Origin of the sequence: Mycobacterium sp. E3247 (assembly GCF_001667785.1) — a bacterium.
In the GTDB taxonomy this organism is placed as follows: domain Bacteria; phylum Actinomycetota; class Actinomycetes; order Mycobacteriales; family Mycobacteriaceae; genus Mycobacterium.
On sequence record NZ_LZJG01000361.1, the window covers coordinates 1 to 20,564 of the forward strand.

Sequence of the window (20,564 nt, forward strand, 5' to 3'; positions counted from 1 at the left end):
CTTCGCGGTCGGCCCCGGCCACGATCTGCTCGCAGAGCGCGTCGATCGCGCCGATCGCCAGCGCGGCGCCGCTGCCGCGCACCTGCCCCACGGCGGCCCCCATGCTCTCGACCCGCGGCATCTGCTCGGGCCGCGCGCCGCGCTCGGCGCACGCCTCCGGGCTCCAGCGCGTCCCGTCGAACAGCGGGTAGGCGGTCGCGGCGGTGGCGAAGTCGATCACCGACTCGCCGGCCAGCGCGTGGTTGGCCACCGCCGGCGCCGGCCAGTAGCCGGCCGCACCCGGCGCCCTCGCCGCGGTCCAGCGCAGGAACTCGGCCGCCTCGCCCAGGGCCGGCAGCGGCTGCGCGTCCTGATCCGGCGTCCGGCCGCGTTCGTCGCCGTACAGCAGTCCGGGCGTCACCGGCACGCCCGCGGCATCGACGGCCGTCAGCGACGGCACCATCGCCGACACGGCCACCGCGCGGACGTCCGGTCCGCCCAGCCGTTCCAGCGCCGCCAACGGTCCCCGCCGCCACGCCTCGTCGGCGTCGTGCTCGAGCCGGTTCGGCGCCGGCACCCGCAGCTGGTGCGGGATCCGCGCACGCGCCGTCACCCGGCCGTCGGCGTCCGCGGCGACCGCCTTGACCGCGGTGCTGCCGACGTCGACGCCGATTGTGACGTCTTTGCGTGACACGGGCGTCACCGTACGCCAGCATTGGGGTTCGTGACGTCAAGACCGCGCGCGCTGGTGACCGCGCCCCTGCGGGGGCCGGGGTTCACCAAGCTCCGGGAGCTGGCGGACGTGGTCTATGACCCCTGGATCGAGCAGACCCCGCTGCGGATCTACGGCGCCGAGCAACTGGCCGAACGCATCGCCGCGGAACGCGCCGATGTCGTTGTGGTGGAAAGTGACTCCGTGGCCGGGCCGGTGTTCGAGCTGGGCCTGCGGGTGATCGCCTCGACCCGCGGGGACCCCAACAACGTCGACATCGCCGGGGCCACCGCGGCCGGTGTGCCGGTGCTGAACACCCCGGGCCGCAACGCCGACGCGGTCGCCGAGATGACGGTGGCCCTGCTGCTCGCCGCGACCCGGGGGCTGCTGCCCGCGGACGCGGATGTCCGCAGCGGCAACATCTTTCGCGACGGCACCATTCCCTATCAGCGGTTCCGCGGCTGGGAGATCGCCGGGCGCACCGCCGGGTTGGTGGGCCTGGGCGCCGTCGGCCGCGCCACCCGGTGGCGGCTGACCGGGCTGGGCATGCGCGTCATCGCCCACGACCCGTACAACAACGACGCGCGGCACGGCCTCGACGAGCTGCTGGGTGAGGCGGACGTCGTCTCCCTGCACGCGCCCGTCACCGACGACACCGTCGGCATGATCGGTGCGCCGCAGTTCGCCGCCATGCGCGACGGCGCGGTCTTCCTCAACACTGCCCGCGCTCAGCTGCACGACACCGACGCGCTCGTCGAGGCCCTGCGCGGCGGCAAGGTGGCGGCCGCCGGACTGGACCACTTCGTCGGCGAATGGCTGCCCACCGATCACCCGCTCGCCGGCATGCCCAACGTCGTGCTGACGCCCCACATCGGCGGCGCCACGTGGAACACTGAGGCACGGCAGGCGCAGATGGTGGCCGACGACCTCGAAGCGTTGCTGGCCGGCGACCCGCCCGCGCACATCGTCAACCCGGAGGTGCTTGCCTCATGAAATCGGTCCCCCACCCCGAGACCGCGGTGCTGGACGCGGCCAAGGACATGCTGCGCCGGGGCCTGGTCGAGGGCACCGCCGGCAACATCTCCGCTCGGCGCCCCGACGGCAACATCGTCATCACGCCGTCGTCGGTCGACTACCGCGACATGCAGTTCGACGACCTTGTTCTGGTCGACCCGGACGGCGCCGTGTTGCACGCGGCCGACGGCCGCTCGCCGTCGTCGGAGATGCAGCTGCACCTGGCCTGCTACCGCGCGTTCGACGACGTCGGCAGCGTCATCCACAGCCATCCGGTGTGGGCGACGATGTTCGCGGTTGCGCACCAACCGATTCCGGCCTGCATCGACGAGTTCGCCGTCTACTGCGGCGGTGACGTGCGCTGCACCGAGTACGCCGCGTCCGGCACGCCCGACGTCGGCGCCAACGCGGTCAAGGCGCTCGACGGCCGGGGCGCCGCGTTGATCGCCAACCACGGCGTGGTGGCCGTGGGTCCGCGGCCGGACAAGGTGCTGCACATCACCGCCCTGGTGGAGCGCACCGCCCAGATCGTCTGGGGCGCAAGGGCCCTCGGCGGCGCGGTGCCCATCCCCGAGGACGTGAACCGCAACTTCGCCGGCGTCTACGGCTACCTGCGCGCGAACGCCTGATGCGCCCCGTCCGGTTCGGTGACGCGCGGGTGACGCGGGTGCTCGAGCTCCAATTCGACCTGGGGACACGATTTTTCCCGCACACCCCGGCGTCGGGTTGGCGGGACAACGCGGACCTGCTGGTGCCGGACTTCTTCGATCCCTCGACCGATCAGTGGCACATCGCGATCCAGAGCTGGGTGATCGAGGTCGACGGGCTGACCGTCGTCGTGGACACCGGAGTCGGCAACGACCGCCCGCGCCCGCACATGCCGCCCTTGGACCACCTGAACACCGACTTCCTCGCCGCGCTGCGGTCGGCGGGCGTCGACCGCGCCGCCGTGGATGTGGTGGTGAACACCCACATCCACTCCGACCACGTCGGGTGGAACACCATGCTCGACAACGACACCTGGGTACCGACGTTTCCCAACGCCCGATACCTGTTGCCCGCAAAGGACTTTCATTTCTTCGCGCCCGACGGGCCCGCGGCGCGGCGGACGCCGCGCACCGACGAGGAAGCGGCCCAGCAGCAAGGCGACCGGCTCGTGTTCGCCGACAGCGTGGCGCCCATCGAGGAAACGGGTCAGCTCGTCGGATGGTCGGATGACTACCAGATCAGCCGGTCGCTGCGGCTGCGGCCCGCACCGGGGCACACCCCGGGCTCCTCGGTGCTGTGGCTGGATGCGGGTGAGCCCGCGGTCTTCGTGGGCGACCTCACCCATAGCCCGCTGCAACTCCGTCGACCCGCCGACGCCTGCGCCTTCGACGTCGACGCGCCGGCCGCCGCCGCCACCCGCCGCCGGGTCTTCACCGAGGCGGTCCGGGCGAAAGCGGCCGTGCTCCCCGCGCACTACCCCGGCTGCGGCGGCGCGACGATCCGCGCCGACGAGGACCGCTTCGACGTCGACCACTGGTTGGGCTTCGAATCCCTCTGACGGCTATGGCGTTTCGGGTTGATTGACTCGAAGTCTGCGGAACAGTCTCATCCGGTGGACGTTGACCCGATAGAACAGGCCCGGAAACCGGCGGTACAGGTGCCAGATGACCTGAACCACAGCGGGAAACACGATCAGCGGTCGATTCCGCTCCGCGCCACGCAGGATCGCACGGGCCGCGGCCTCAGCGCTCATCTGGGGCATCAGATAGTGGGTGCGCCGACTCAACGTCGCCACCTGCTCGCGCGGCATGTTGACCACGACCATGTTGTCGTAGATCTTCGTCTTCATGTCGCCCGGACATGCTGCACTCACCTTCACGCCGAGGTCGACTCCCTCAGCCCGCAGGGAGAGCGAAAGGCCGACGATCCCATGCTTGCTGGTGCAGTATGCGGCGTTGCCCGGCTGGGGAACCAGCCCGCTCAGCGAGGAAACGTTGATGATGTGCCCATGGCCCTGGCGCGCCATTGCCCGGTAGGCGTGCACCGTCCCGTACACCACACCCAGCAGGTCGACATCGAGCACACGACGCCATTGCTGCATCGACAGGTCTCGCGAATCCCCGCCGATCGCGATGCCGGCGTTGTTGATCATGTAGTCGATGCGCCCGTATTCGGAGACGGTGTTCTCGATCAGCTCCGCCATCGCGATCGGGTCGGCCACGTCGACGGGCACGGCCACAGCCGATGTGCCGGCCTGCGCCAGGCGCTGGGCCACCTGACGTGCTGCGTCGCCGTCGATGTCGGCGACCACGACCGTCGCGCCTCGGCGCCCGAGTTCCTCGCATAAAGCTTCGCCCAGACCCATTCCGCCGCCGGTGACGATCGCCACGGCGTCCTCGAAGTTCGTGAACCGTTGCATGGCCGGGGCCCCTCCGATGCATTACTACACTCGCTATAATATTACTCTTGATATAAGTTTTTGGAAGGAGTCGCGACGGCAAGCGAGATGACCCTGCGGGAACGCAAGCGACGGCAGACTAGGCAGGAGCTGATCGGCGCGGCGATGCGACTGTTCGAGGAGAAGGGTTACGAGCAGACCACGGTCGCCGAAATCGCTTCGGCCGCAGGTGTGTCCACAAAGACGTTCTTCAATTACTTCGCGAGCAAGGATGAGGTCCTCTTCCCCCACCTCGCCCGCCGGATCGACACCGCGGTGGCGCTCATCGATCAGCGCGGATCCGATGATCGATTGGCCGATGTCCTCCTGGCAGCGATGCAACACATGTTGGCCGATGCCCTCACCGAGGAAGTCGAGGGCGGCCTGACCGCGGTGCGGTTGCCGATGATCCTGTCGGTACCCGCCGTCCAAGCGGCCACCCTGCACCGATACTTCCTGGCCGAGACCCGATTGGCCGGGGCGCTCCATGGCGCCTATTCCGACGTGCTCGACCCGGCGGCCGCTGCCGCCGTCGTCGGCTCGGTCATGGGGGCCGCGATCGCCGCGGCACTCGTCTGCCTGCAAGGCGGCGGCACGACTGCACAACTGCGCGCCGCGGTTGAACACGCCATCGATATCACGATGCGCGGCGTGGGCAATCTCCCCACTACGTAGCGTCTCGCCACCGGCGGGGCGAGACGCCGTGCGCCCGGCTGAACAGCCGGCTGAAATAGCCGGGATCGGACATTCCGACCCGCCGGGCGACCTCCCGGATGGGCAGGCCGGTTTCGGCGAGCAACCCGCGGGCCGCGGCCATGCGACGGTCGGTGATCCACTCGCCGACGGTGCGCCCGGTGCGGCGCCGCACGACGGTGGTCAGGTGTCCGGGTGTCACGCCGAGTTCGCCCGCAACGTCGCGCAGCGACAACGGCTCGGCGTGACGCCGGTCGATCGAATCGAATACCTCGGCCAGCAGCGGCTCGCCCGCGCGGCGCAGCTCGGCCACCGCCGGGCCCGCCAGCCGCGCGAGGTCGATCAACAGCAGCGTCAGATGCGCCAGCGCGGCCTGCCGATAGCCGTCCTGCCGCGCGAGCAGCTCGGCTTCGATCGACCGGATCGCGGCGTCCCATGCCGGTCGCCGCGCGGCCGGCACCTGCAGCCGCAGGATGCCGCCGGTGTGCCCGTGCAGGAACGGGAACAGCAGCGGGTGTCCTCGCCACGCCGGCCAGGGCGATCGCCCGTCCTCGCCCAGGGCGGCGGGGTCGAAGAACACCGCGACACCGTCGTCGAGGTCTTCCAGGCGGCCGGGGTCGAGCACCTCACCCGCGGCCGCCACGTAGACGAGCGAGGGCGACGGGAGGTACCAGAGCGCCGGGAAGTCGTGGATGTGGCGACCGCGGTCGACGAAATCCTCGGGGCCGGACCGCACCACCGCGACCGGGGGCGTATCCGGATCGGTCCGGTATGCATAGACCGGCACCCCGGCGCGCTGACGAACCATCCGAGCCGGTCGCGTCATATCGCCAAAAATAGTCCTACTTTGACCGAGGATCGACCAATTCTTGACCTTGCCAGCGGTTCACCATGGATTATGTGACGAAACATCATCCACATGACTATCTACCCGCCGCCGGCCATGACGCGCTGCTGCCGACCTACGACCTGATATCGCGCCTGCTCGGCATGAGAAGGGTCCACGACGCGCTCCTCGCGCAGGCCGAACTCGACGACTGCCGCCATGTCCTGGAAATCGGCTGCGGCACAGGCAATCTCATCATTCGGGCGAAACGTTCCCATCCCCACCTGGAGGTGATCGGATGCGATCCCGACCCGCGCGCGCTGGACCGGGCGAAACGAAAGGCGGTCGGGATCCGCTTCGAGCAGGGCTACGCCGAACGGCTCCCCTACGCCGACGGCGAATTCGACCGGGTGCTGTCGTCGATGATGCTGCACCACATCGCTGACGACGCGAAAAACGCTGCGGCGGCCGAGGTTTTCCGGGTCCTTCGCCCCGGCGGCCGGCTGCACCTGGTCGACATCGGCGGCGACATGACCGACGACCACGGCCTGCTGGCGCGGCGAATCAGGCGCAACCACCACGCGGCAGCCAACCTCGGCGACGCGATCCCGCGACTGCTGCGTGGGGCGGGGTTCGAGTGCACCGAGGTCGCATCGACGCGGCACCGCATCCTCGGACAATTGAATTACTATCGCGCCACCCGCCCCGCCTAGGCCGCCGGTTACGGTTGGTGCCATGGCCCCCTACCGCGTGGTTCAGTGGTCCACCGGCAACATCGGGAAGCGAGCGCTCGGCATCCTGCTCGACCGCGACGACTTCGAGGTGGTGGGCGTGCACGCGCATGGGGCGGGGAAAGTGGGGCGCGACGCGGGGGTGCTCGCGGACCGGCCCCCGACCGGCGTCACCGCGACGGGCGACGTCGACGCGCTGCTCGACTTGGCCCCGGACTGCGTGAACTACATGCCGCGCGCCATCGACTACGAACTGGTGGAAAGGATGCTGCGCCGCGGCATCAACGTGGTCACCACCGGGGATTTCCTGACCGGCACCCACCACCCGGTTGAACGCCCGGCCCTCGAGGAGGCGGCCCGACGGGGCAACGCGACCTTCCTGGGGACGGGATTCGAGCCCGGCTTCATCAACGTCGTCGCCGGGTTCCTCACCGGCGCGTGCCGACGGGTGCACAGCGTCAAACTCGTCGAAACGTTGGACTGCACAACCTATCCCATACAGGACGTCTGGAAGGTGCTCGGATTCGGCAAGCCACCGCGCGAGCGGGTGACGCACCTCGACCCGGCGACGCAACGATACGGCCTCGGCTACTTCGAGACGCTGGACATGATCGCCACCATGCTGGGCACCGAGCTCGACTCCAAGGAGGCATTGGTCGAGCCCGCGGTGCTGACCCGGGATCTGGATCTGGGCTGGGTGAAATACGCCGCCGGCACCGCCGGGGGCCAGCGCCGCACCTATCGCGGCTACCGCGGGGGCCGTCCGGTGGTCGAGCTCGCCATCTGCTGGACCATGAGCGACGACGCGCTGGACCCGCGATGGACCGACCCCAAGGGTTTCAGCGTGGTGATCGAAGGCGAGCCGCGCGTGGACGCGACGATCCGGTTCGGCAAACCCGGCGAGGACGTGATGACCGTGTTGATGGACAGCACCGCCGTCGCGGCGGTCAACGCCATACCGTTCCTCTGCGACGCGCAACCGGGCGTCATCACGCCGATCGATCTGCCCGTCACCGGATCCCGGGGCGCCCTGCTCTAACGCTGGTCGCGTTCAGGGGGCCGTCAGCCCGGTTGCCGCCGACCGGCGGAAGCGTACAGTGGTGGCAGCTTGTTATATCGGCTAAATATTAGCCTAACTACTTCTGAACGGGGCGAGCATGACTTCCACCAGGTACGAGGGCGACACCTGGGACCTGGCATCCAGCGTCGGGGTGACCGCGACGATGGTCGCCGCCGCCCGCGCCGTCGCGACCCGCGCCGAGCGTCCGCTGATCAACGACCCGTTCGCCGAGCCGCTGGTGCGGGCCGTCGGCGTGGACCTGCTCACCCGGCTGGCGACCGGCGAAGTGAGCCCGGACGAGCTCAACGACGCGCACGACGGCGCGACGGGGTCCGCCGGCGCGATGTCCCGGATGGCCGACAACATGGCGGTGCGCACGAAGTTCTTCGACGAATTCTTTCTGAACGCGACGCGCGCGGGAATCACGCAGGCGGTGATTCTGGCCTCGGGGCTGGACGCCCGCGCCTACCGGCTGGCGTGGCCCGCCGGGACCGTCGTGTACGAGGTCGACCAGCCGCAGGTCATCGACTTCAAGTCGCGCACCCTGGCCGAACTGGGCGCCACGCCGACCGCCGAGCGGCGCGTGGTGGCCATCGACCTGCGTGACGACTGGCCCGCCGCGCTGCGGGCCGCCGGCTTCGACCCGGCCCAGCCCGCCGCCTGGAGCGCCGAGGGCCTGCTCGGCTATCTGCCGCCGGAGGCGCAGGACCGACTGCTGGACACCATCACCGAACTCAGCGCACCGGGCAGCCGGTTGGCCGTCGAGAGCGCGCCCAGCCCCGAGCCCGGCGACGAGCACAAGATGAAGGAGCGCATGCAGCAGATCTCCGAACGCTGGCGTGCGCACGGCTTCGACCTCGACATGGCGGGGCTGGTCTACTTCGGGGAACGCAACGAGGCGGCCCCCTACCTGCGCGACCAGGGCTGGGCGCTGAACGGCGTCAGCATCCGGGAGTTGTTGTCGGCCAACGGGCTTCCGCCGCTCAAGGACGACGACATGCGCATGGGTGAAGTGCTTTACGTCAGCGGCACGTTGGACGAAGAAACAGGAGCCATTGCATGACTGTGGAATCGGGACGCACAGAAGGCGACAGTTGGGGCCCCGGGCACAGCGTGGGAGCGACGGCCACCATGGTGGCGGCCTCCCGCGCGGTGGCGTCGCAGGGCCCCGATGCGCTGCTCGACGACCCGCTGGCCGAGCCGCTGGTCCGCGCCGTCGGCCTGGAGCCCTTCATCCGCATCGTGGACGGGCAGGTCGATTTCGAGGACGACCCGCTGTTCAACCGCAAGGCCCGGGCCGAGCAGATCACGGTTCGCACCCGCTTTTTCGATGACTTCTTCACCGGCGCCACCAAAGACGGTGTGCGACAGGCGGTGATCCTGGCCTCCGGCCTGGACACCCGCGCCTACCGCCTGACGTGGCCGGCGGGCACCGTCGTCTACGAGATCGACCAGCCGCAGGTCATCGCGTTCAAGACCGACACGCTGGCCGGGCTCGGCGCCGCCCCGACCGCCGAGCGCCGCGCGATCGCCATCGATCTGCGCGACGACTGGCCGGCCGCGTTGCGCGAAGGCGGGTTCGACGTGACGCAGCCGACCGCGTGGAGCGCGGAAGGGCTGCTCCCCTACCTCCCGCCCGAGGCCCAGGACCGGCTGTTCGACAACATCACCGCGCTCAGCGCCCCGGGCAGCCGGCTGGCCACCGAGCACGTGCCCGACCCCAACGCGTTCTCCGACGAGCGGTTGCAGCGCATCAGCGAACGGTGGCAGCGCTTCGGCTTCAACCTCAACGCGGCCGACCTGTTCTACCGCGGGGAACGCAACGTCGTCGCCGACTACTTGACCGGCCAGGGCTGGCGGGTGACCGCACATCCGGCCCGGGAGTTGTACGCCCAGAACGGGTTTGAATTCCCCGAGGACGAGATGTCGGCCACCTTCGGCGAGTTGAGTTACGTCGCCGCGACACTGGCGTAGCGGATTGACTAGGGTTTCGCCTATGTCACGCGCTCACGACGACGAGTGGGACCTGGCGTCCAGTGTGGGCGCGACGGCGACCATGGTGGCCGCCGGGCGCGCCATGGCGACGAGGGATCCCCGCGGCCTGATCCACGACCCGTTCGCCGAACCGCTGGTGCGCGCGGTGGGGGTGGACTTCTTCACCAAGATGATGGACGGCGAGCTCGACCTGGACGCGATCGAGAACGCTTCGCTGGTCCGCGTGCAGGCCATGGTCGACGGAATGGCTGTGCGCACCAAGTACTTCGACGACTACTTCGTCAAGGCGACGGCGCACGGAATCCGGCAGGTGGTGATCCTGGCCTCCGGGCTGGACTCGCGCGCGTACCGGTTGCCGTGGCCGGACGGCACGGTGGTCTACGAGATCGACCAGCCCCGCGTGATCGAGTTCAAGACCACCACGTTGGCCGGCATCGGCGCCGAACCGACGGCGACGCGGCGCACCGTGCCGATCGATCTGCGCGCCGACTGGCCGGCCGCGCTGAAGGCGGCCGGATTCGACACCACCGCCCCGACCGCGTGGCTGGCCGAGGGTCTACTGATCTATCTGCCCCCGGAGGCCCAGGACCGGCTGTTCGACAACATCACCGCGCTCAGCGTCCCCGGCAGCACGATCGCCACCGAATTCGTACCCGGCATCGTCGATTTCGATGCCGACAAGGTGCGGGAGATGTCGGGTTCCTTCCGCGAGCACGGCGTGGACATCGACATGGCATCGCTGGTCTACGCCGGCGAACGCAACCACGTCGTGGACTACCTGCGGTCCAAGCACTGGGCCGTCGAAGGCACGACCCGCACCGAGCTGTTCGCGCGCCAGGGCATCGAGGCGCCCGCCCCGGAAAACGACGACCCGCTCGGCGAGATCATCTTCATCAGCGGCGGGCTCACCGCCTAGGTCCTCAGAACCGCGACTGCCCCGGCCACAACACCGTGGCGCCGCCCAGCGACTGTTCGACGTTGTCCAGGATGCCGCCGACCGTGTGTCCGAGCAGGGCGGCCAGTGCGTCCGGCAACGACGCGGCGGCCGGTTGCGACGAGGCCCGGGGGCGCACCATGTCCAGCAGCGAGGAGCCCGGATAGCTGACGACGCGCACTTCGCCGTCCACGTCAAGGCCGGCCAGCACCTTCGCCCGGCGCACCGCGGTGCGGAAGCCGCCGAGCTCGTCGACCAGCCCGTGCTTGAGGGCGTCGGCGCCGGTCCAGATTCGTCCCTGCGCAACGCGATCGACGGCTTCGGCGGTCAGGTTTCGCGCTTCGGCGACGCGCCGCACGAAGTCCGCGTAGAACAGGTCCGCCTCGGCTTCCCTGTGGGCCTGCTGCTCCGGTGTGAAGGGCGCGTCGATCGACCACGCGTCGGCGTTGGCGTTGGTGCGCACGGTATCCGACCCCACCCCCAACCGCTCCAACAGATCTCGGATCACCAGCTTGCCGGTGATCACCCCGATCGACCCGGTGACGGTCGCCGGGTTGGCGATGATCACGTCGGCCCCCATCGAGACGTAGTAACCGCCGGAAGCGGCGACCGCACCCATGGAGGCCACCACCGGCTTGCCACGCTTCCGCGCCCTGGTCACCTCGCGCCAGATGCTTTCCGACGCGGTGATCGTGCCGCCGGGACTGTTGACACGCAGCACGATCGCGGACACCGACTCGTCGGCGGCCGCCTCCCGCAGCGCCGCCCCCATGGTGTCACCGCCGGCGGTGGTGGCGCCGAACGGCAGGAACCCGGGACCACCGCGCCCGTCGACGATCATGCCGTCGAGGGTGATGACGGCCAGGGTCGGCTTGGGCCGCCGGCCCGGAACCGGCGGTTTGGGCGGCGTCAGCCGCGGGCGGGCCGCACCGGCGTAGCGCGTCAGGTACAGCCGCGGCGGGTCGGTGTCATCCGAAACATCTTTCACGCCAACCATTTCCGCGATGCGCGCGTATGCCTCGTCGCGGAATCCGATCCGGTCGAGCAGGCCGGCGGCCACGGCGTCGTCGCGCAGCAGCGGGGCGCGGTCGGCCAGCGCGTCGAGCGTCGCGGGGTCGAGCTTGCGCGAATCGGCGATCGCCCGCCAGACCTCCTCCTGCAGGCTTTCCAGCATCCGGGTGACGGCCTCGCGGTGGGCCGCGGTGAAGCCGTGTTCGGTGAAACGGTTTGCCCACGACTTGTATTGGCCGCGCGCGACGAACTGGGGTTCGATGCCCGCCTTGTCGAACGCGTCGCGCAGGAAGGTGGCGTTGCTGGCGAAGCCGATCAGCCCGACGCTTCCCGAGGGCTGCATCCAGACCTCGCCGAACGCCGAGGCCAGGTAGTAGGACAGCGTGCCCGGGTAGGTTTCGGCCCAGGCCAGCGACGGCTTGGCGGCGCTGAACGCCGTGATGGCCTCCCGCAGTTCCTGCACCGCCGCCGGCGGCGACGCCGCAAGCTGCACCCGGGCGATCAGCCCGGCGACCCGCGCGTCCTCGGCCGCGCGGTGGATGGCGGCGACCGCGTCGCGCAGCGCCATCGGCCGCCCGCCGGTGAAGATCGCCAGCGGGTCGAACCCCGTGGCCTCCGGCGGCGCCGAACGCAGGTCGAGCTCGAGCACGCAGCCGTTGGGGACGCCGTGGTGGCGGGCGGTGTCGACTCGCTCGGCCAGCGCGCGTACGTCGTCGACCCCGGGAATCGAGGGCAGGAAGGCGAACATGTTTGCAGCGTACCGACAGCGCCGCCGTACGGTGGTGGGGTGAGGTTCGCCATCGCCATCCCCCAATTCGACTACGACCGGTTCGACGCCGAGGGGCTGCGCGGCTATCTCGCCCGCGCCGAGGAACTCGGCTTCGAGGCCGGCTGGGTGCTCGAACAGATCATCGGTGAGGCGCCGCTGCTGGCGCCGCTGGAGCTCTTGGCCTACTGCGCGGCCTGCACCGAGCGCCTCCGCCTGGGGGTGGCCGTCCTGGTGACGTCACTGCACGACCCGCTGCAGCTGGCCTCGTCCGTCACCGCAGTCGACCGACTCAGCCACGGCCGGCTGGACGTCGGCGTCGGCACCGGCGGCGGCTTCCGCAGGTTCGCCGCGTTCGGCGTCGAAAAGTCCACGTACATCTCGTATTTCACCGAGGGCCTGGAGCTGATGAAGGCCGCCTGGTCCGACGAACCACGGATCACCTTCCATGGGCACTTCCGCGACGTCGACGACGTGCCGATCCAGCCCAAACCGCTGCAGCGGCCCCATCCGCCCATCTGGTTCGGCGGCCTGGCCCCCAAGGCCCTGGCCCGGGCGGTGCGCCACGGCGATTCGTTCCTGGGCGCCGGCTCGTCGACCACCGAGGCGTTCGCCGGAGCCGTCACCGTGGTGCGCCGCGAACTGGACGAACAGCAAAAAGACGCAGCGCATTTCACCATCGGCAAACGCGTTTACCTCATGGTCGACGACGATGCGGCGCGGGCCCGCGAGCGGGTGCTCGAAGGGCTGCGCCGCATCTACGGCAGAATGCCGGGCGTCGAAGACGTGCCGGTGTCGGGCACGCCCGAGGACGTGGTGCGCGGGCTGCGCGAGGTGATCGACGCCGGCGCCGAGTACCTGTTGCTCAATCCGGTCGGCGTCGACGTACCCGAGAACCGCGAACAGATGGAACGCCTTGCCGCGGAAGTGATTCCGCAGCTGAGCTAGGCGTGGTGATCGGCTCGCAGCATCGCCGCAGCGCGCTCACCGATGATGACGCAGGGCGCCTGAGTATTGCCTGTGGTGACGCGGGGCATGATGGAGCCGTCGGCGATGCGAAGGCGTTCTATCCCATAGACTTTAAGTGCGCCGTCGACGACGGACATGGTGTCTTGCCCCATCTTGGCCGATCCGCTTTGGTGCCAGTAGCTCGAGGCGGCGTCGCGGATGAACCGCTCGAGTTCGGCACCCTTGAGGTTGCCCGGCATGACTTCACGTTTGGTGAACGCGCGCAGCTCAGCTGAGTTCGCCACGGCTCGGCACAGTTCCACGCACGCGATCGCCGCCTTCACATCGTCAGGGTGAGACAAGATGTTGGCGTGGATCTCGACCGGGTCGAGCGGGCTCGCACCGGTCAGCCGTATCTCGCCGCGGCTCTTGGGTTGCACCAGGCCGCCGAACAGATTCCAGCCCGTCTCGGGCGGACGGAACCTGGCCGTGTTCTCGGCGCTGGACGACTTTGGGAACTCCGCTTGACACGTCTGCAGGTCGGGCGAGTCGAGGTCGGGGTCGCTGGTCCAAAAATACGTTGCCTCGACGCCATTGTTGTGGGGTGGCAGCGGCTGTCGGTATTCCCAGACGCAGTCGAACCCGACGTGGTCTTGCAAATTCTTGCCCACGCCGGGCAGGTGCTGCACGACGGGGATGCCGTGCCGCTGAAGTTGGGCCTCGTCGCCGACACCCGATTGCATCAGCACTTTGGGGGTGTTGATCGCACCGAGCGATAGCACCACCTCTCTTGCGGCGCCGACGTGATGCACGCCGCCGTTGTGAGTGAATTCCACACCGGTCGCCTGTTGACCGTCGAACATCAACCGGGTCACCAACGCAGCGGTCAGCACGGTCAGGTTCGGCCGGTCCATATAGGGAAAGACGTAGGACCGGAAGACGGATTGCCGGTAACCGTCGCGGAGACGAAGATCCGCGATCGCCGCGCCGCCACCCCCCTCCATCATCCGGCCGTTCTGGTTCTCGAAGGACGGGATTCCTACGGATTTCGCGCCCTCTACCATGGCGTGCGCGATCGGATTGGGATCGGGCGCGGGTTGAACGAAGACCGGTCCGCCGGTTCCCCGGTAGTCGGGATCGGGTGTGCCGTGCCAGTCCTCGACGGCACGATAAAGCTCGAGCACCGACTCGTAGTTCCACGCCGGATCGCCGGCTTGGTCGGCGAAGAAGTCCCAGTCATTTTTATGCCCGCGCGCCCAGATCATCACGTTGATGCTGGACCCGCCGCCGACGACCTTGCCCATCGACATCGGAATGGAGCGACCATTGAGTTCCGCACTGGGCTGCGAGAAGAAGTTCCAGTCCCGTTCACTGCCCAAGTTGAGTGGCCATTGGTCGGCCCTCATTATGGCCGGCGCGGTGTCCTCGCCACCGGCTTCCAGGAGTAGCACGCTGACGGCGGGGTTCTCGGCAAGCCGACGCGCCACCACCGATCCCGCAGAACCGGATCCGCAGACGATGAAGTCGTAGCGCGGCTTCAGCTGTGCGGCCAGTTTCTGCTGGTTGCGGCGCACCCGCTCGGCGAAGCCGGACCCGCGACCGTTCACCTCGATGAAATGGTCTGTGACGTCCTTCATTTCGCTACGTCCCGCAATGTCGCGAGGCTGAGATGGGACCGGAGCCACGCGCCGATCTCCGAGATCGCGTTGTCTACCTCGGGGACTCGGCCGGCGGCGACGATGAACGAATGCTGAGCGTCCGAGACGGCTCGCGCCAACACGTCGTTGCCGGCCGCCTGGGCACGACGGGCGAATTCCGCCGCCTCCCCGGCAAGGAGCTCGTCCGTTCCCCAGTACACCGCAATCGGTGGCAGCCCCGATAGGTCGGCGGTGAGCAGGTTCACCCGAGGGTCTTTCCAGCCCACAGCGGTTCCGTCCAGCCAGGCTGACCGGAAGAACTCCAGCAATGGGCGTGAAAGCAGCCGATCCCGATCGGCGTTGCCGGTGATCGTCTCGTTTGTGAGGGTCAAGTCCACCCACGGAGATATCGACACGATCGCCGCCGGCAGTGCGGCGCCTTCGTCACGTAGCCGCAGGGCCAGGCTGGTCGCGAGGTTGCCGCCCACCGAGTGACCAACGCTGGCAACGCGTTCGGGCCGAAAGCCTTGTTGCAGGAGCCAGTCATACGCCCTGCGAACGTCATCAAGCTGCGCGGGAAACTTGTGCTCCGGCGAACGGCGATAGTCGACCACGAGCGATCGGACTCCGGCCGCGGAGGCGACGTGCGCCGCGGCCTTGCGATCGGAGTGCATTGAGGCGACGACGCTGCCACCCAGATGGCTGTGCAGCAGCACGGCCTCCGGATCGCTATCGGCAGGGATGCACCAGAGCGCGTCCACGCCGCCTGCGCTCACCTCTTGGTAGGTGACGCCCTCCGGTTCTTTGGTCGCGACGTGCATCGTCTCGATGATGTCCCGCACCGTCGCCAGGTCGAGATCGGGATTGGACGACCGTGCGCTCAGCACGCCCAAGAATTCTGCGAATTGTTCTGCCTGCTTGCTTGCCATCAAGGTGCCTTTCTCGGAGTTGTCAGCTGGTCGTGTAGGCGTCGAGGTCGAACCGCTTGGTTTGGCTGCGGAAGCGAAAGGTGAAATCGGGCCACAGGGTGGTGTTGTTGCCGTGCGCATCGAGGTACCAGCTGGCGCACCCGCCGCTGTTCCACACCGACCCGGCGAGCTTGCGTTGAAGCTTGGCGTTGTAGACGTCTTGGACTTCACGTCGCACCTCAACGGCCTTGAGGCCGCGGGCTTTCATGGTGCCGATGGCGTCGACGATGTAATTGAGTTGGGATTCGATCATGTACACCATCGAGGTGTGGCCAACCGCGGTGTTGGGGCCGAGCATGAAGAACATGTTGGGAAAGCCGGCGATGGTGGTGCCTTTGTAGGCCTGCCGCCCTTTGTCCGCGCAGGTTTGGGCCAACGTGCGGCCGTCGGCGTCGCGGATGATGTCGAACATGGGTGAGTCGGTGACGTGAAAGCCCGTGGCCAGGACGATGGCGTCGGTCGCTCGGGCGACCCCGTCAACGGTGATGATGCGGTGGCCGTCGACCTCCCGGATACCTTCGGTGATCAGCTCCACGTGATCGCGGCCGAGGGTCGGATACCAGGCGTTGGACAGCAGCATGCGCTTGCAGCCGAGCCGGAAATCGGGAGTGACTTTGCGGCGCAGTTCGGGATCTTTGACTTCGGCGCGGATCTTGGCCCGCAGGGCCAGCTCTAGAGGAATCATCAGCCGGGGCGCCTTCGCCAGGCCGATGATCAGGGCCTCGCGGTTCACATAGATACCGGCCCGCATCAGGCGCGCGAGGCCGGGGACACAGCCGAATGCCCGTTGCTCGGCGCGCCGGAAGGGGCGCTCGTGCCGTGACAGCAACCAGGGCGCAGTGCGCTGGTAGACATCGATGTGGGCGGCGACGTCGGCGATGGCCGGCACGATTTGGACCGCCGAGGCGCCGGTGCCGACGACCGCGACCCGCTTGCCGCTCAGATCGAGGTCGTGATTCCAGCGCGCGGAATGGAACAGCTCGCCGTCAAACCTGTTGACGCCCGGGATGTTGGGCAGCGACGGCTCGGCCAGCGCCCCGAATGCCGAGATCACCATGTCGGAGGTGAGCCGACCCCGGTCGGTCAGCAGCTCCCATCTCCGCTGCCCGTCGTTCCAGGCCGCATCTTTGACCGCACACCCAAATACGTGACGGTCGAGGACACCGGAGTCACGCGCGACACCGCAGAGGTAGTCCTGGATCTCGGCTCGACTTGGCAACCACCGCGTCCAGTTCGGGTTGGGCGCAAAGGAATACGAGTAGAGATGGGAAGGCACATCGCACGCCGCGCCGGGATAGGTGTTGTCACGCCAGGTGCCGCCGACGTCGTCACCACGCTCGAGCACCAAGAAATCGTGGTGCCCCGCCTTGTCCAGTTGGATCGCGGCGCCCAATCCCGAGAAGCCGCTGCCGACGATGGCTATCGGCACATGCCGCGCAGCCGAATCACTGGTCATCAAACACTCCACCCGCGAAGCGTAGAATAACGTTCGTTACGATAACGGACGCTATCTTATGATTAGGCCAACGTCAAGGAGGACTGGTGAGATACCCACCGGATCAGAAGGCGCGTGCACGTAGCGCGCTGCTACAGGCTGGTGGTCGATCGTTGAAAACTAATGGCTTCAACGGCATTGGGGTGGACGGGTTGGCCGCTGCCGCCGGGGTGACGTCGGGCGCGTTCTACTCCAACTTTCGCGGCAAAGAAGCGATGCTCGAGGCCATCATCGATGCCGAGCTGGGCGAACCGTTCCTCTCGGATACCGATTCGATGGCACGTGAAGAGGGCCGAACGCGCCTCATCAGCTTTCTTCGCGAGTACATCAGCGCAGATCACAGCCTGGACCCGGCCGGAGGCTGTGTGATACCCGCGCTGAGCGCCGACGTTGCGCGCGCCGAAGCTCCCGTCAAAGACGCCTACGAACGCAAGATGAGGGCCACGGTGGACCGGGTTGCCGGATTGCTCGACGGAAGCCGGTCCGATAGACAGCGCCGGGCGTGGAGCATCCTCGCGTTGATGGTGGGCTCGATCGTGATCTCCCGCGCCATCCCCGAAGAGAGCCAATACCGAGCCGCACCAACCGATTCGGCGCTCAGCACGGCAATCGAGCTGATCGAGGAAACGGACGAAGCCGCAGGCTAGGACAGTTCGGTGGCCGAGCCGCCCGCCGCAGTGATCTTCTCGCGGGCGCTGCCGCTGAACTTGTGCGCGGTCAGGTCGACCTTGACGGTCAGCTTGCCGTCGCCGAGAACCTTGACCAACGCGTTCTTGCGGACAGCGCCTTTAGCCACCAGGTCGTCGACGCCGATGGAGCCGCCCTGCGGGAACAGCCGGTTGATGTCGCCGACGTTGACGATCTCGTACTCGGTGCGGAACCGGTTGCGGAAGCCCTTGAGCTTGGGCAGCCGCATGTGAATCGGCATCTGCCCACCCTCGAAGGTGGCCGGCACGTTCTTGCGGGCCTTGGTGCCCTTGGTGCCGCGGCCGGCCGTCTTGCCCTTCGAGCCCTCACCGCGACCGACCCGGGTCCGGGCGGTCTTCGAGCCGGGGGCCGGCTTCAGGTCGTGCAGCTTGATGGTCACTGTGCCTTCCCTTCGGGCGCCGACTCCACCACGACCAGGTGGTTGACCACCGCGATCAGGCCGCGGGTCTGTGGGTTGTCCTCACGGATCACCGAGTGGCGGATCCGTCGCAGGCCCAGGGTGCGCAGGGATTCCCGCTGCTTCCAGCGGGCCCCGATGGTGCTGCGCACCTGGGTGATCTTCAGTTGGCTCATTGCGGTGCCGTTCCCTCTCGCGCGGCACTGGCGGCCAGCGCTTCACTTTCCCGCCGCGCCCTCAGCATTCCGGCGGGGGCGACATCCTCGATGGGCAGCCCGCGCCGGGCGGCCACCTCCTCGGGACGCTGCAGCAGCTTGAGCGCGGTGACGGTGGCGTGCACCACGTTGATCGCGTTGTCGCTGCCCAATGACTTGGCCAGGATGTCGCGCACCCCGGCGCATTCCAGCACGGCACGCGCCGCACCCCCGGCGATCACACCGGTACCGGGGCTCGCCGGGCGCAGCAGCACCACGCCGGCGGCCGCTTCACCCTGGACGGGGTGCGTGATGGTGCCGCCAATCAGCGGCACACGGAAGAAGCCCTTGCGCGCCTCCTCGACGCCCTTGGCGATGGCGGCCGGAACTTCCTTGGCCTTGCCGTAGCCGACGCCGACCATGCCGTTGCCGTCACCCACGATGACCAACGCGGTGAAACTGAAGCGCCGACCGCCCTTGACCACCTTGGAGACGCGGTTGATGGCGACCACCCGCTCCAGGTAGTTGCTCTTGTCGCCGTCGCGCTCGCGGCCACGGCCGCCGCGGTCGCCGTCGCGCCGACCGCGGCTGTCGCGGTCACCGCGCGAGTCACGGCTGTCTGGGGCGCCTTGCCCGCCGGCCGACTGTTCCGCCATTATGCGGTCCTTCCAGTCTTGTTCGAGGTCTCGATCATCTAGAAACTCAATCCGTTCTCGCGTGCGGCATCGGCCAGCGCCGCGATCCGTCCGGCGTAGGTGTACCCGCCGCGGTCGAACACCGCGGTGTCGATACCGGCGGCCTTGGCGCGCTCGGCGATCAACTGGCCCACCCGCACGCTGCGGGCCTTCTTGTCCCCCTGCAGGCCGCGCACGTCGTCCTCGATGGACGACGCTGCGGCCACCGTGGTGCCGTTCTCGTCGTTGACCAGCTGCACGTGGATGTGGCGCGAGGATCGGTTGACGACGAGGCGCGGACGCTCCGGCGTGCCCTCGATCTTCTTGCGCAGCCGCGCGTGCCGACGCAGACGGGAGATCCGGCGGGTCGCGGATACGCTCTGCCCCACCGGCTTTCGCGCGGCGTTGTCAGGTTGTTTTTGCGCCATGACTACTTACCTGTCTTTCCGACCTTGCGGCGGATCTGCTCGCCCTCGTAGCGCACGCCCTTGCCCTTGTACGGGTCGGGACGGCGCAAGCGGCGGATGTTCGCCGAGATCTGGCCGACCTTTTGCTTGTCGATCCCGGTGATCGAGAACTTCGTCGGTGACTGGACCGCGAACGTGATGCCGTCCGGCGCCTCGATCACCACCGGATGGCTGTACCCCAGCGCGAACTCGAGGTTGGCGCCCTTGAGCTGCACGCGGTAACCCACCCCGAAGATCTCCATCTTGGTGGTGTAACCCTCGGTCACTCCGGTGACCAGGTTGGAGACCAGGGTGCGCGACAGCCCGTGCAGTGAGCGGTTGCGCCGCTCGTCGTTCGGACGGCTGACCACGATCGCGCCGTCGTCGTTGCGCGCCACCGTGATCGGTTCGGCCACCGTCAGATTGAGGCTGCCCTTGGGCCCCTTCACCGAGACGTTCTGGCCCTCGATCGTTACGTCGACTCCGGAGGGAACCGGAACCGGCTGCTTACCAATACGCGACATTTCTATTCCCTCACCACACGTATGCGAGGACTTCGCCGCCCACGCCCTGTCTGGCTGCCTGGCGGTCGGTCAACAGGCCCGAGGAGGTCGAGATGATCGCCACACCCAGGCCGCCGAGCACGCGCGGCAGGTTGGTGGATTTCGCATAGACCCGCAGACCGGGCTTGGACACTCGCCGCAGCCCGGCGATGCTGCGCTCCCGGCTCGGTCCGTACTTGAGCTGGACGATCAGCGCCTTGCCGACCCGGGCGTCTTCCGTTCGGTAGTCGGTGATGTAGCCCTCGGCCTTGAGGATCTCGGCGATGTTCGCCTTGATCTTCGAGTGTGGCAACGTCACCTCGTCGTGATACGCCGAATTGGCGTTGCGCAGACGTGTCAAGAAGTCTGCGATCGGGTCCGTCATAGTCATGACAGGCGTGTCACCTTC

At 68.2% G+C, this 20,564-nt stretch carries 24 protein-coding genes; 11 read left to right on the forward strand and 13 right to left on the reverse strand.

Features of this window, described 5'->3' with window-relative positions; genetic code table 11:
* A partial coding sequence (locus A9X04_RS19770; protein WP_255396491.1) for an FGGY family carbohydrate kinase occupies positions 1 to 673 on the reverse strand: 673 nt, incomplete at its 3' end.
* Positions 674 to 703: 30 nt separating this feature from the next.
* Between A9X04_RS19770 and A9X04_RS19775 the strand changes: the two genes are divergently transcribed.
* The 3 genes from A9X04_RS19775 to A9X04_RS19785 are packed head-to-tail and all read left to right on the forward strand — an operon-like array spanning position 704 to position 3,251.
* Positions 704 to 1,684: an NAD(P)-dependent oxidoreductase gene (locus A9X04_RS19775; RefSeq protein ID WP_067924228.1), complete on the forward strand. Its 981-nt coding sequence runs from the start codon at positions 704 to 706 to the stop codon at positions 1,682 to 1,684.
* Positions 1,681 to 2,334: an L-fuculose-phosphate aldolase gene (locus A9X04_RS19780; RefSeq protein WP_067924184.1), complete on the forward strand. Its 654-nt coding sequence runs from the start codon at positions 1,681 to 1,683 to the stop codon at positions 2,332 to 2,334. The genes A9X04_RS19775 and A9X04_RS19780 overlap by 4 nt, the downstream gene beginning before the upstream one ends.
* Positions 2,334 to 3,251 carry an MBL fold metallo-hydrolase gene (locus A9X04_RS19785; protein WP_067924186.1) on the forward strand — a complete coding sequence of 306 codons (918 nt, stop codon included), beginning with the start codon at positions 2,334 to 2,336 and terminating at the stop codon, positions 3,249 to 3,251. The genes A9X04_RS19780 and A9X04_RS19785 overlap by 1 nt, the downstream gene beginning before the upstream one ends.
* A 3-nt stretch (positions 3,252 to 3,254) precedes the next feature.
* Here the strand turns inward: A9X04_RS19785 and A9X04_RS19790 are convergent, their stop codons facing one another.
* Positions 3,255 to 4,112, reverse strand: a complete 858-nt coding sequence (locus tag A9X04_RS19790) for an SDR family oxidoreductase (RefSeq protein ID WP_067924188.1) — start codon at positions 4,110 to 4,112, stop codon at positions 3,255 to 3,257.
* Positions 4,113 to 4,199: 87 nt separating this feature from the next.
* Here A9X04_RS19790 and A9X04_RS19795 point away from each other — a divergent pair, with 87 nt between their 5' ends.
* Entirely contained in the window at positions 4,200 to 4,805 is a 606-nt protein-coding gene (locus tag A9X04_RS19795; RefSeq protein WP_067924189.1) for a TetR/AcrR family transcriptional regulator, read from the forward strand.
* Here A9X04_RS19795 and A9X04_RS19800 read toward each other — a convergent pair.
* Positions 4,798 to 5,649: an AraC family transcriptional regulator gene (locus tag A9X04_RS19800; RefSeq protein ID WP_067924190.1), complete on the reverse strand. Its 852-nt coding sequence runs from the start codon at positions 5,647 to 5,649 to the stop codon at positions 4,798 to 4,800. The two genes, A9X04_RS19795 and A9X04_RS19800, sit on opposite strands and share 8 nt — an antisense overlap.
* Positions 5,650 to 5,723: 74 nt before the next feature.
* Here A9X04_RS19800 and A9X04_RS19805 point away from each other — a divergent pair, with 74 nt between their 5' ends.
* The 5 genes from A9X04_RS19805 (at position 5,724) to A9X04_RS19825 (ending at position 10,351) form a co-directional block, all read left to right on the forward strand.
* Positions 5,724 to 6,362, forward strand: coding sequence for a class I SAM-dependent methyltransferase (locus A9X04_RS19805; protein WP_369828981.1), 639 nt, complete (start codon positions 5,724 to 5,726; stop codon positions 6,360 to 6,362).
* A gap of 22 nt (positions 6,363 to 6,384) precedes the next feature.
* Entirely contained in the window at positions 6,385 to 7,419 is a 1,035-nt protein-coding gene (locus A9X04_RS19810) for a dihydrodipicolinate reductase (protein WP_067924195.1), read from the forward strand.
* A 118-nt stretch (positions 7,420 to 7,537) separates the two neighbouring features.
* Positions 7,538 to 8,503: a class I SAM-dependent methyltransferase gene (locus A9X04_RS19815; protein ID WP_067924196.1), complete on the forward strand. Its 966-nt coding sequence runs from the start codon at positions 7,538 to 7,540 to the stop codon at positions 8,501 to 8,503.
* On the forward strand, positions 8,500 to 9,414 hold the full coding sequence (locus tag A9X04_RS19820) for a class I SAM-dependent methyltransferase (RefSeq protein ID WP_067924199.1): 915 nt from the start codon (positions 8,500 to 8,502) through the stop codon (positions 9,412 to 9,414). Before A9X04_RS19815 ends, A9X04_RS19820 begins: the two co-directional genes overlap by 4 nt.
* 22 nt (positions 9,415 to 9,436) lie before the next feature.
* Positions 9,437 to 10,351 (forward strand): class I SAM-dependent methyltransferase, encoded by a 915-nt coding sequence (locus A9X04_RS19825; RefSeq protein WP_067924201.1) that lies wholly within the window; start codon positions 9,437 to 9,439, stop codon positions 10,349 to 10,351.
* A 4-nt stretch (positions 10,352 to 10,355) separates the two neighbouring features.
* Here the strand turns inward: A9X04_RS19825 and sppA are convergent, their stop codons facing one another.
* Positions 10,356 to 12,128: a signal peptide peptidase SppA gene (sppA, locus tag A9X04_RS19830; RefSeq protein WP_067924202.1), complete on the reverse strand. Its 1,773-nt coding sequence runs from the start codon at positions 12,126 to 12,128 to the stop codon at positions 10,356 to 10,358.
* 39 nt (positions 12,129 to 12,167) lie between these two features.
* Here sppA and A9X04_RS19835 point away from each other — a divergent pair, with 39 nt between their 5' ends.
* Positions 12,168 to 13,094 (forward strand): LLM class flavin-dependent oxidoreductase, encoded by a 927-nt coding sequence (locus A9X04_RS19835; protein WP_067924203.1) that lies wholly within the window; start codon positions 12,168 to 12,170, stop codon positions 13,092 to 13,094.
* Here the strand turns inward: A9X04_RS19835 and A9X04_RS19840 are convergent.
* Genes A9X04_RS19840 through A9X04_RS19850 form a run of 3 tightly spaced genes read right to left on the reverse strand, consistent with a single transcriptional unit; the run spans position 13,091 to position 17,155 of the window.
* On the reverse strand, positions 13,091 to 14,731 hold the full coding sequence (locus A9X04_RS19840) for a GMC family oxidoreductase (protein ID WP_082975115.1): 1,641 nt from the start codon (positions 14,729 to 14,731) through the stop codon (positions 13,091 to 13,093). The genes A9X04_RS19835 and A9X04_RS19840 overlap by 4 nt on opposite strands.
* Positions 14,728 to 15,780, reverse strand: coding sequence for an alpha/beta hydrolase (locus tag A9X04_RS19845; protein ID WP_231985769.1), 1,053 nt, complete (start codon positions 15,778 to 15,780; stop codon positions 14,728 to 14,730). Before A9X04_RS19845 ends, A9X04_RS19840 begins: the two co-directional genes overlap by 4 nt.
* Positions 15,683 to 17,155, reverse strand: coding sequence for an NAD(P)/FAD-dependent oxidoreductase (locus A9X04_RS19850; protein ID WP_197509248.1), 1,473 nt, complete (start codon positions 17,153 to 17,155; stop codon positions 15,683 to 15,685). The genes A9X04_RS19845 and A9X04_RS19850 overlap by 98 nt, the downstream gene beginning before the upstream one ends.
* An 86-nt stretch (positions 17,156 to 17,241) precedes the next feature.
* Between A9X04_RS19850 and A9X04_RS19855 the strand changes: the two genes are divergently transcribed.
* Positions 17,242 to 17,841 carry a TetR/AcrR family transcriptional regulator gene (locus A9X04_RS19855; protein WP_255396492.1) on the forward strand — a complete coding sequence of 200 codons (600 nt, stop codon included), beginning with the start codon at positions 17,242 to 17,244 and terminating at the stop codon, positions 17,839 to 17,841.
* Here the strand turns inward: A9X04_RS19855 and rplO are convergent.
* The 6 genes from rplO to rpsH are packed head-to-tail and all read right to left on the reverse strand — an operon-like array spanning position 17,838 to position 20,546.
* Complete coding sequence (gene rplO / locus A9X04_RS19860; RefSeq protein ID WP_067924207.1) at positions 17,838 to 18,281, reverse strand: 50S ribosomal protein L15; 444 nt, start codon at positions 18,279 to 18,281, stop codon at positions 17,838 to 17,840. The genes A9X04_RS19855 and rplO overlap by 4 nt on opposite strands.
* Positions 18,278 to 18,475 carry a 50S ribosomal protein L30 gene (rpmD, locus tag A9X04_RS19865; RefSeq protein WP_067924208.1) on the reverse strand — a complete coding sequence of 66 codons (198 nt, stop codon included), beginning with the start codon at positions 18,473 to 18,475 and terminating at the stop codon, positions 18,278 to 18,280. Before rpmD ends, rplO begins: the two co-directional genes overlap by 4 nt.
* Positions 18,472 to 19,149: a 30S ribosomal protein S5 gene (gene rpsE, locus A9X04_RS19870; RefSeq protein ID WP_067924209.1), complete on the reverse strand. Its 678-nt coding sequence runs from the start codon at positions 19,147 to 19,149 to the stop codon at positions 18,472 to 18,474. The genes rpmD and rpsE overlap by 4 nt, the downstream gene beginning before the upstream one ends.
* A gap of 38 nt (positions 19,150 to 19,187) precedes the next feature.
* Positions 19,188 to 19,556: a 50S ribosomal protein L18 gene (rplR, locus tag A9X04_RS19875; RefSeq protein WP_082973128.1), complete on the reverse strand. Its 369-nt coding sequence runs from the start codon at positions 19,554 to 19,556 to the stop codon at positions 19,188 to 19,190.
* A gap of 41 nt (positions 19,557 to 19,597) precedes the next feature.
* Positions 19,598 to 20,137, reverse strand: coding sequence for a 50S ribosomal protein L6 (gene rplF, locus A9X04_RS19880; RefSeq protein ID WP_067924211.1), 540 nt, complete (start codon positions 20,135 to 20,137; stop codon positions 19,598 to 19,600).
* Positions 20,138 to 20,147: 10 nt separating this feature from the next.
* A complete protein-coding gene (gene rpsH, locus A9X04_RS19885) occupies positions 20,148 to 20,546 on the reverse strand; it encodes a 30S ribosomal protein S8 (protein ID WP_067924212.1) in 399 nt (132 codons plus the stop codon).
* Positions 20,547 to 20,564 lie beyond the last annotated feature (18 nt).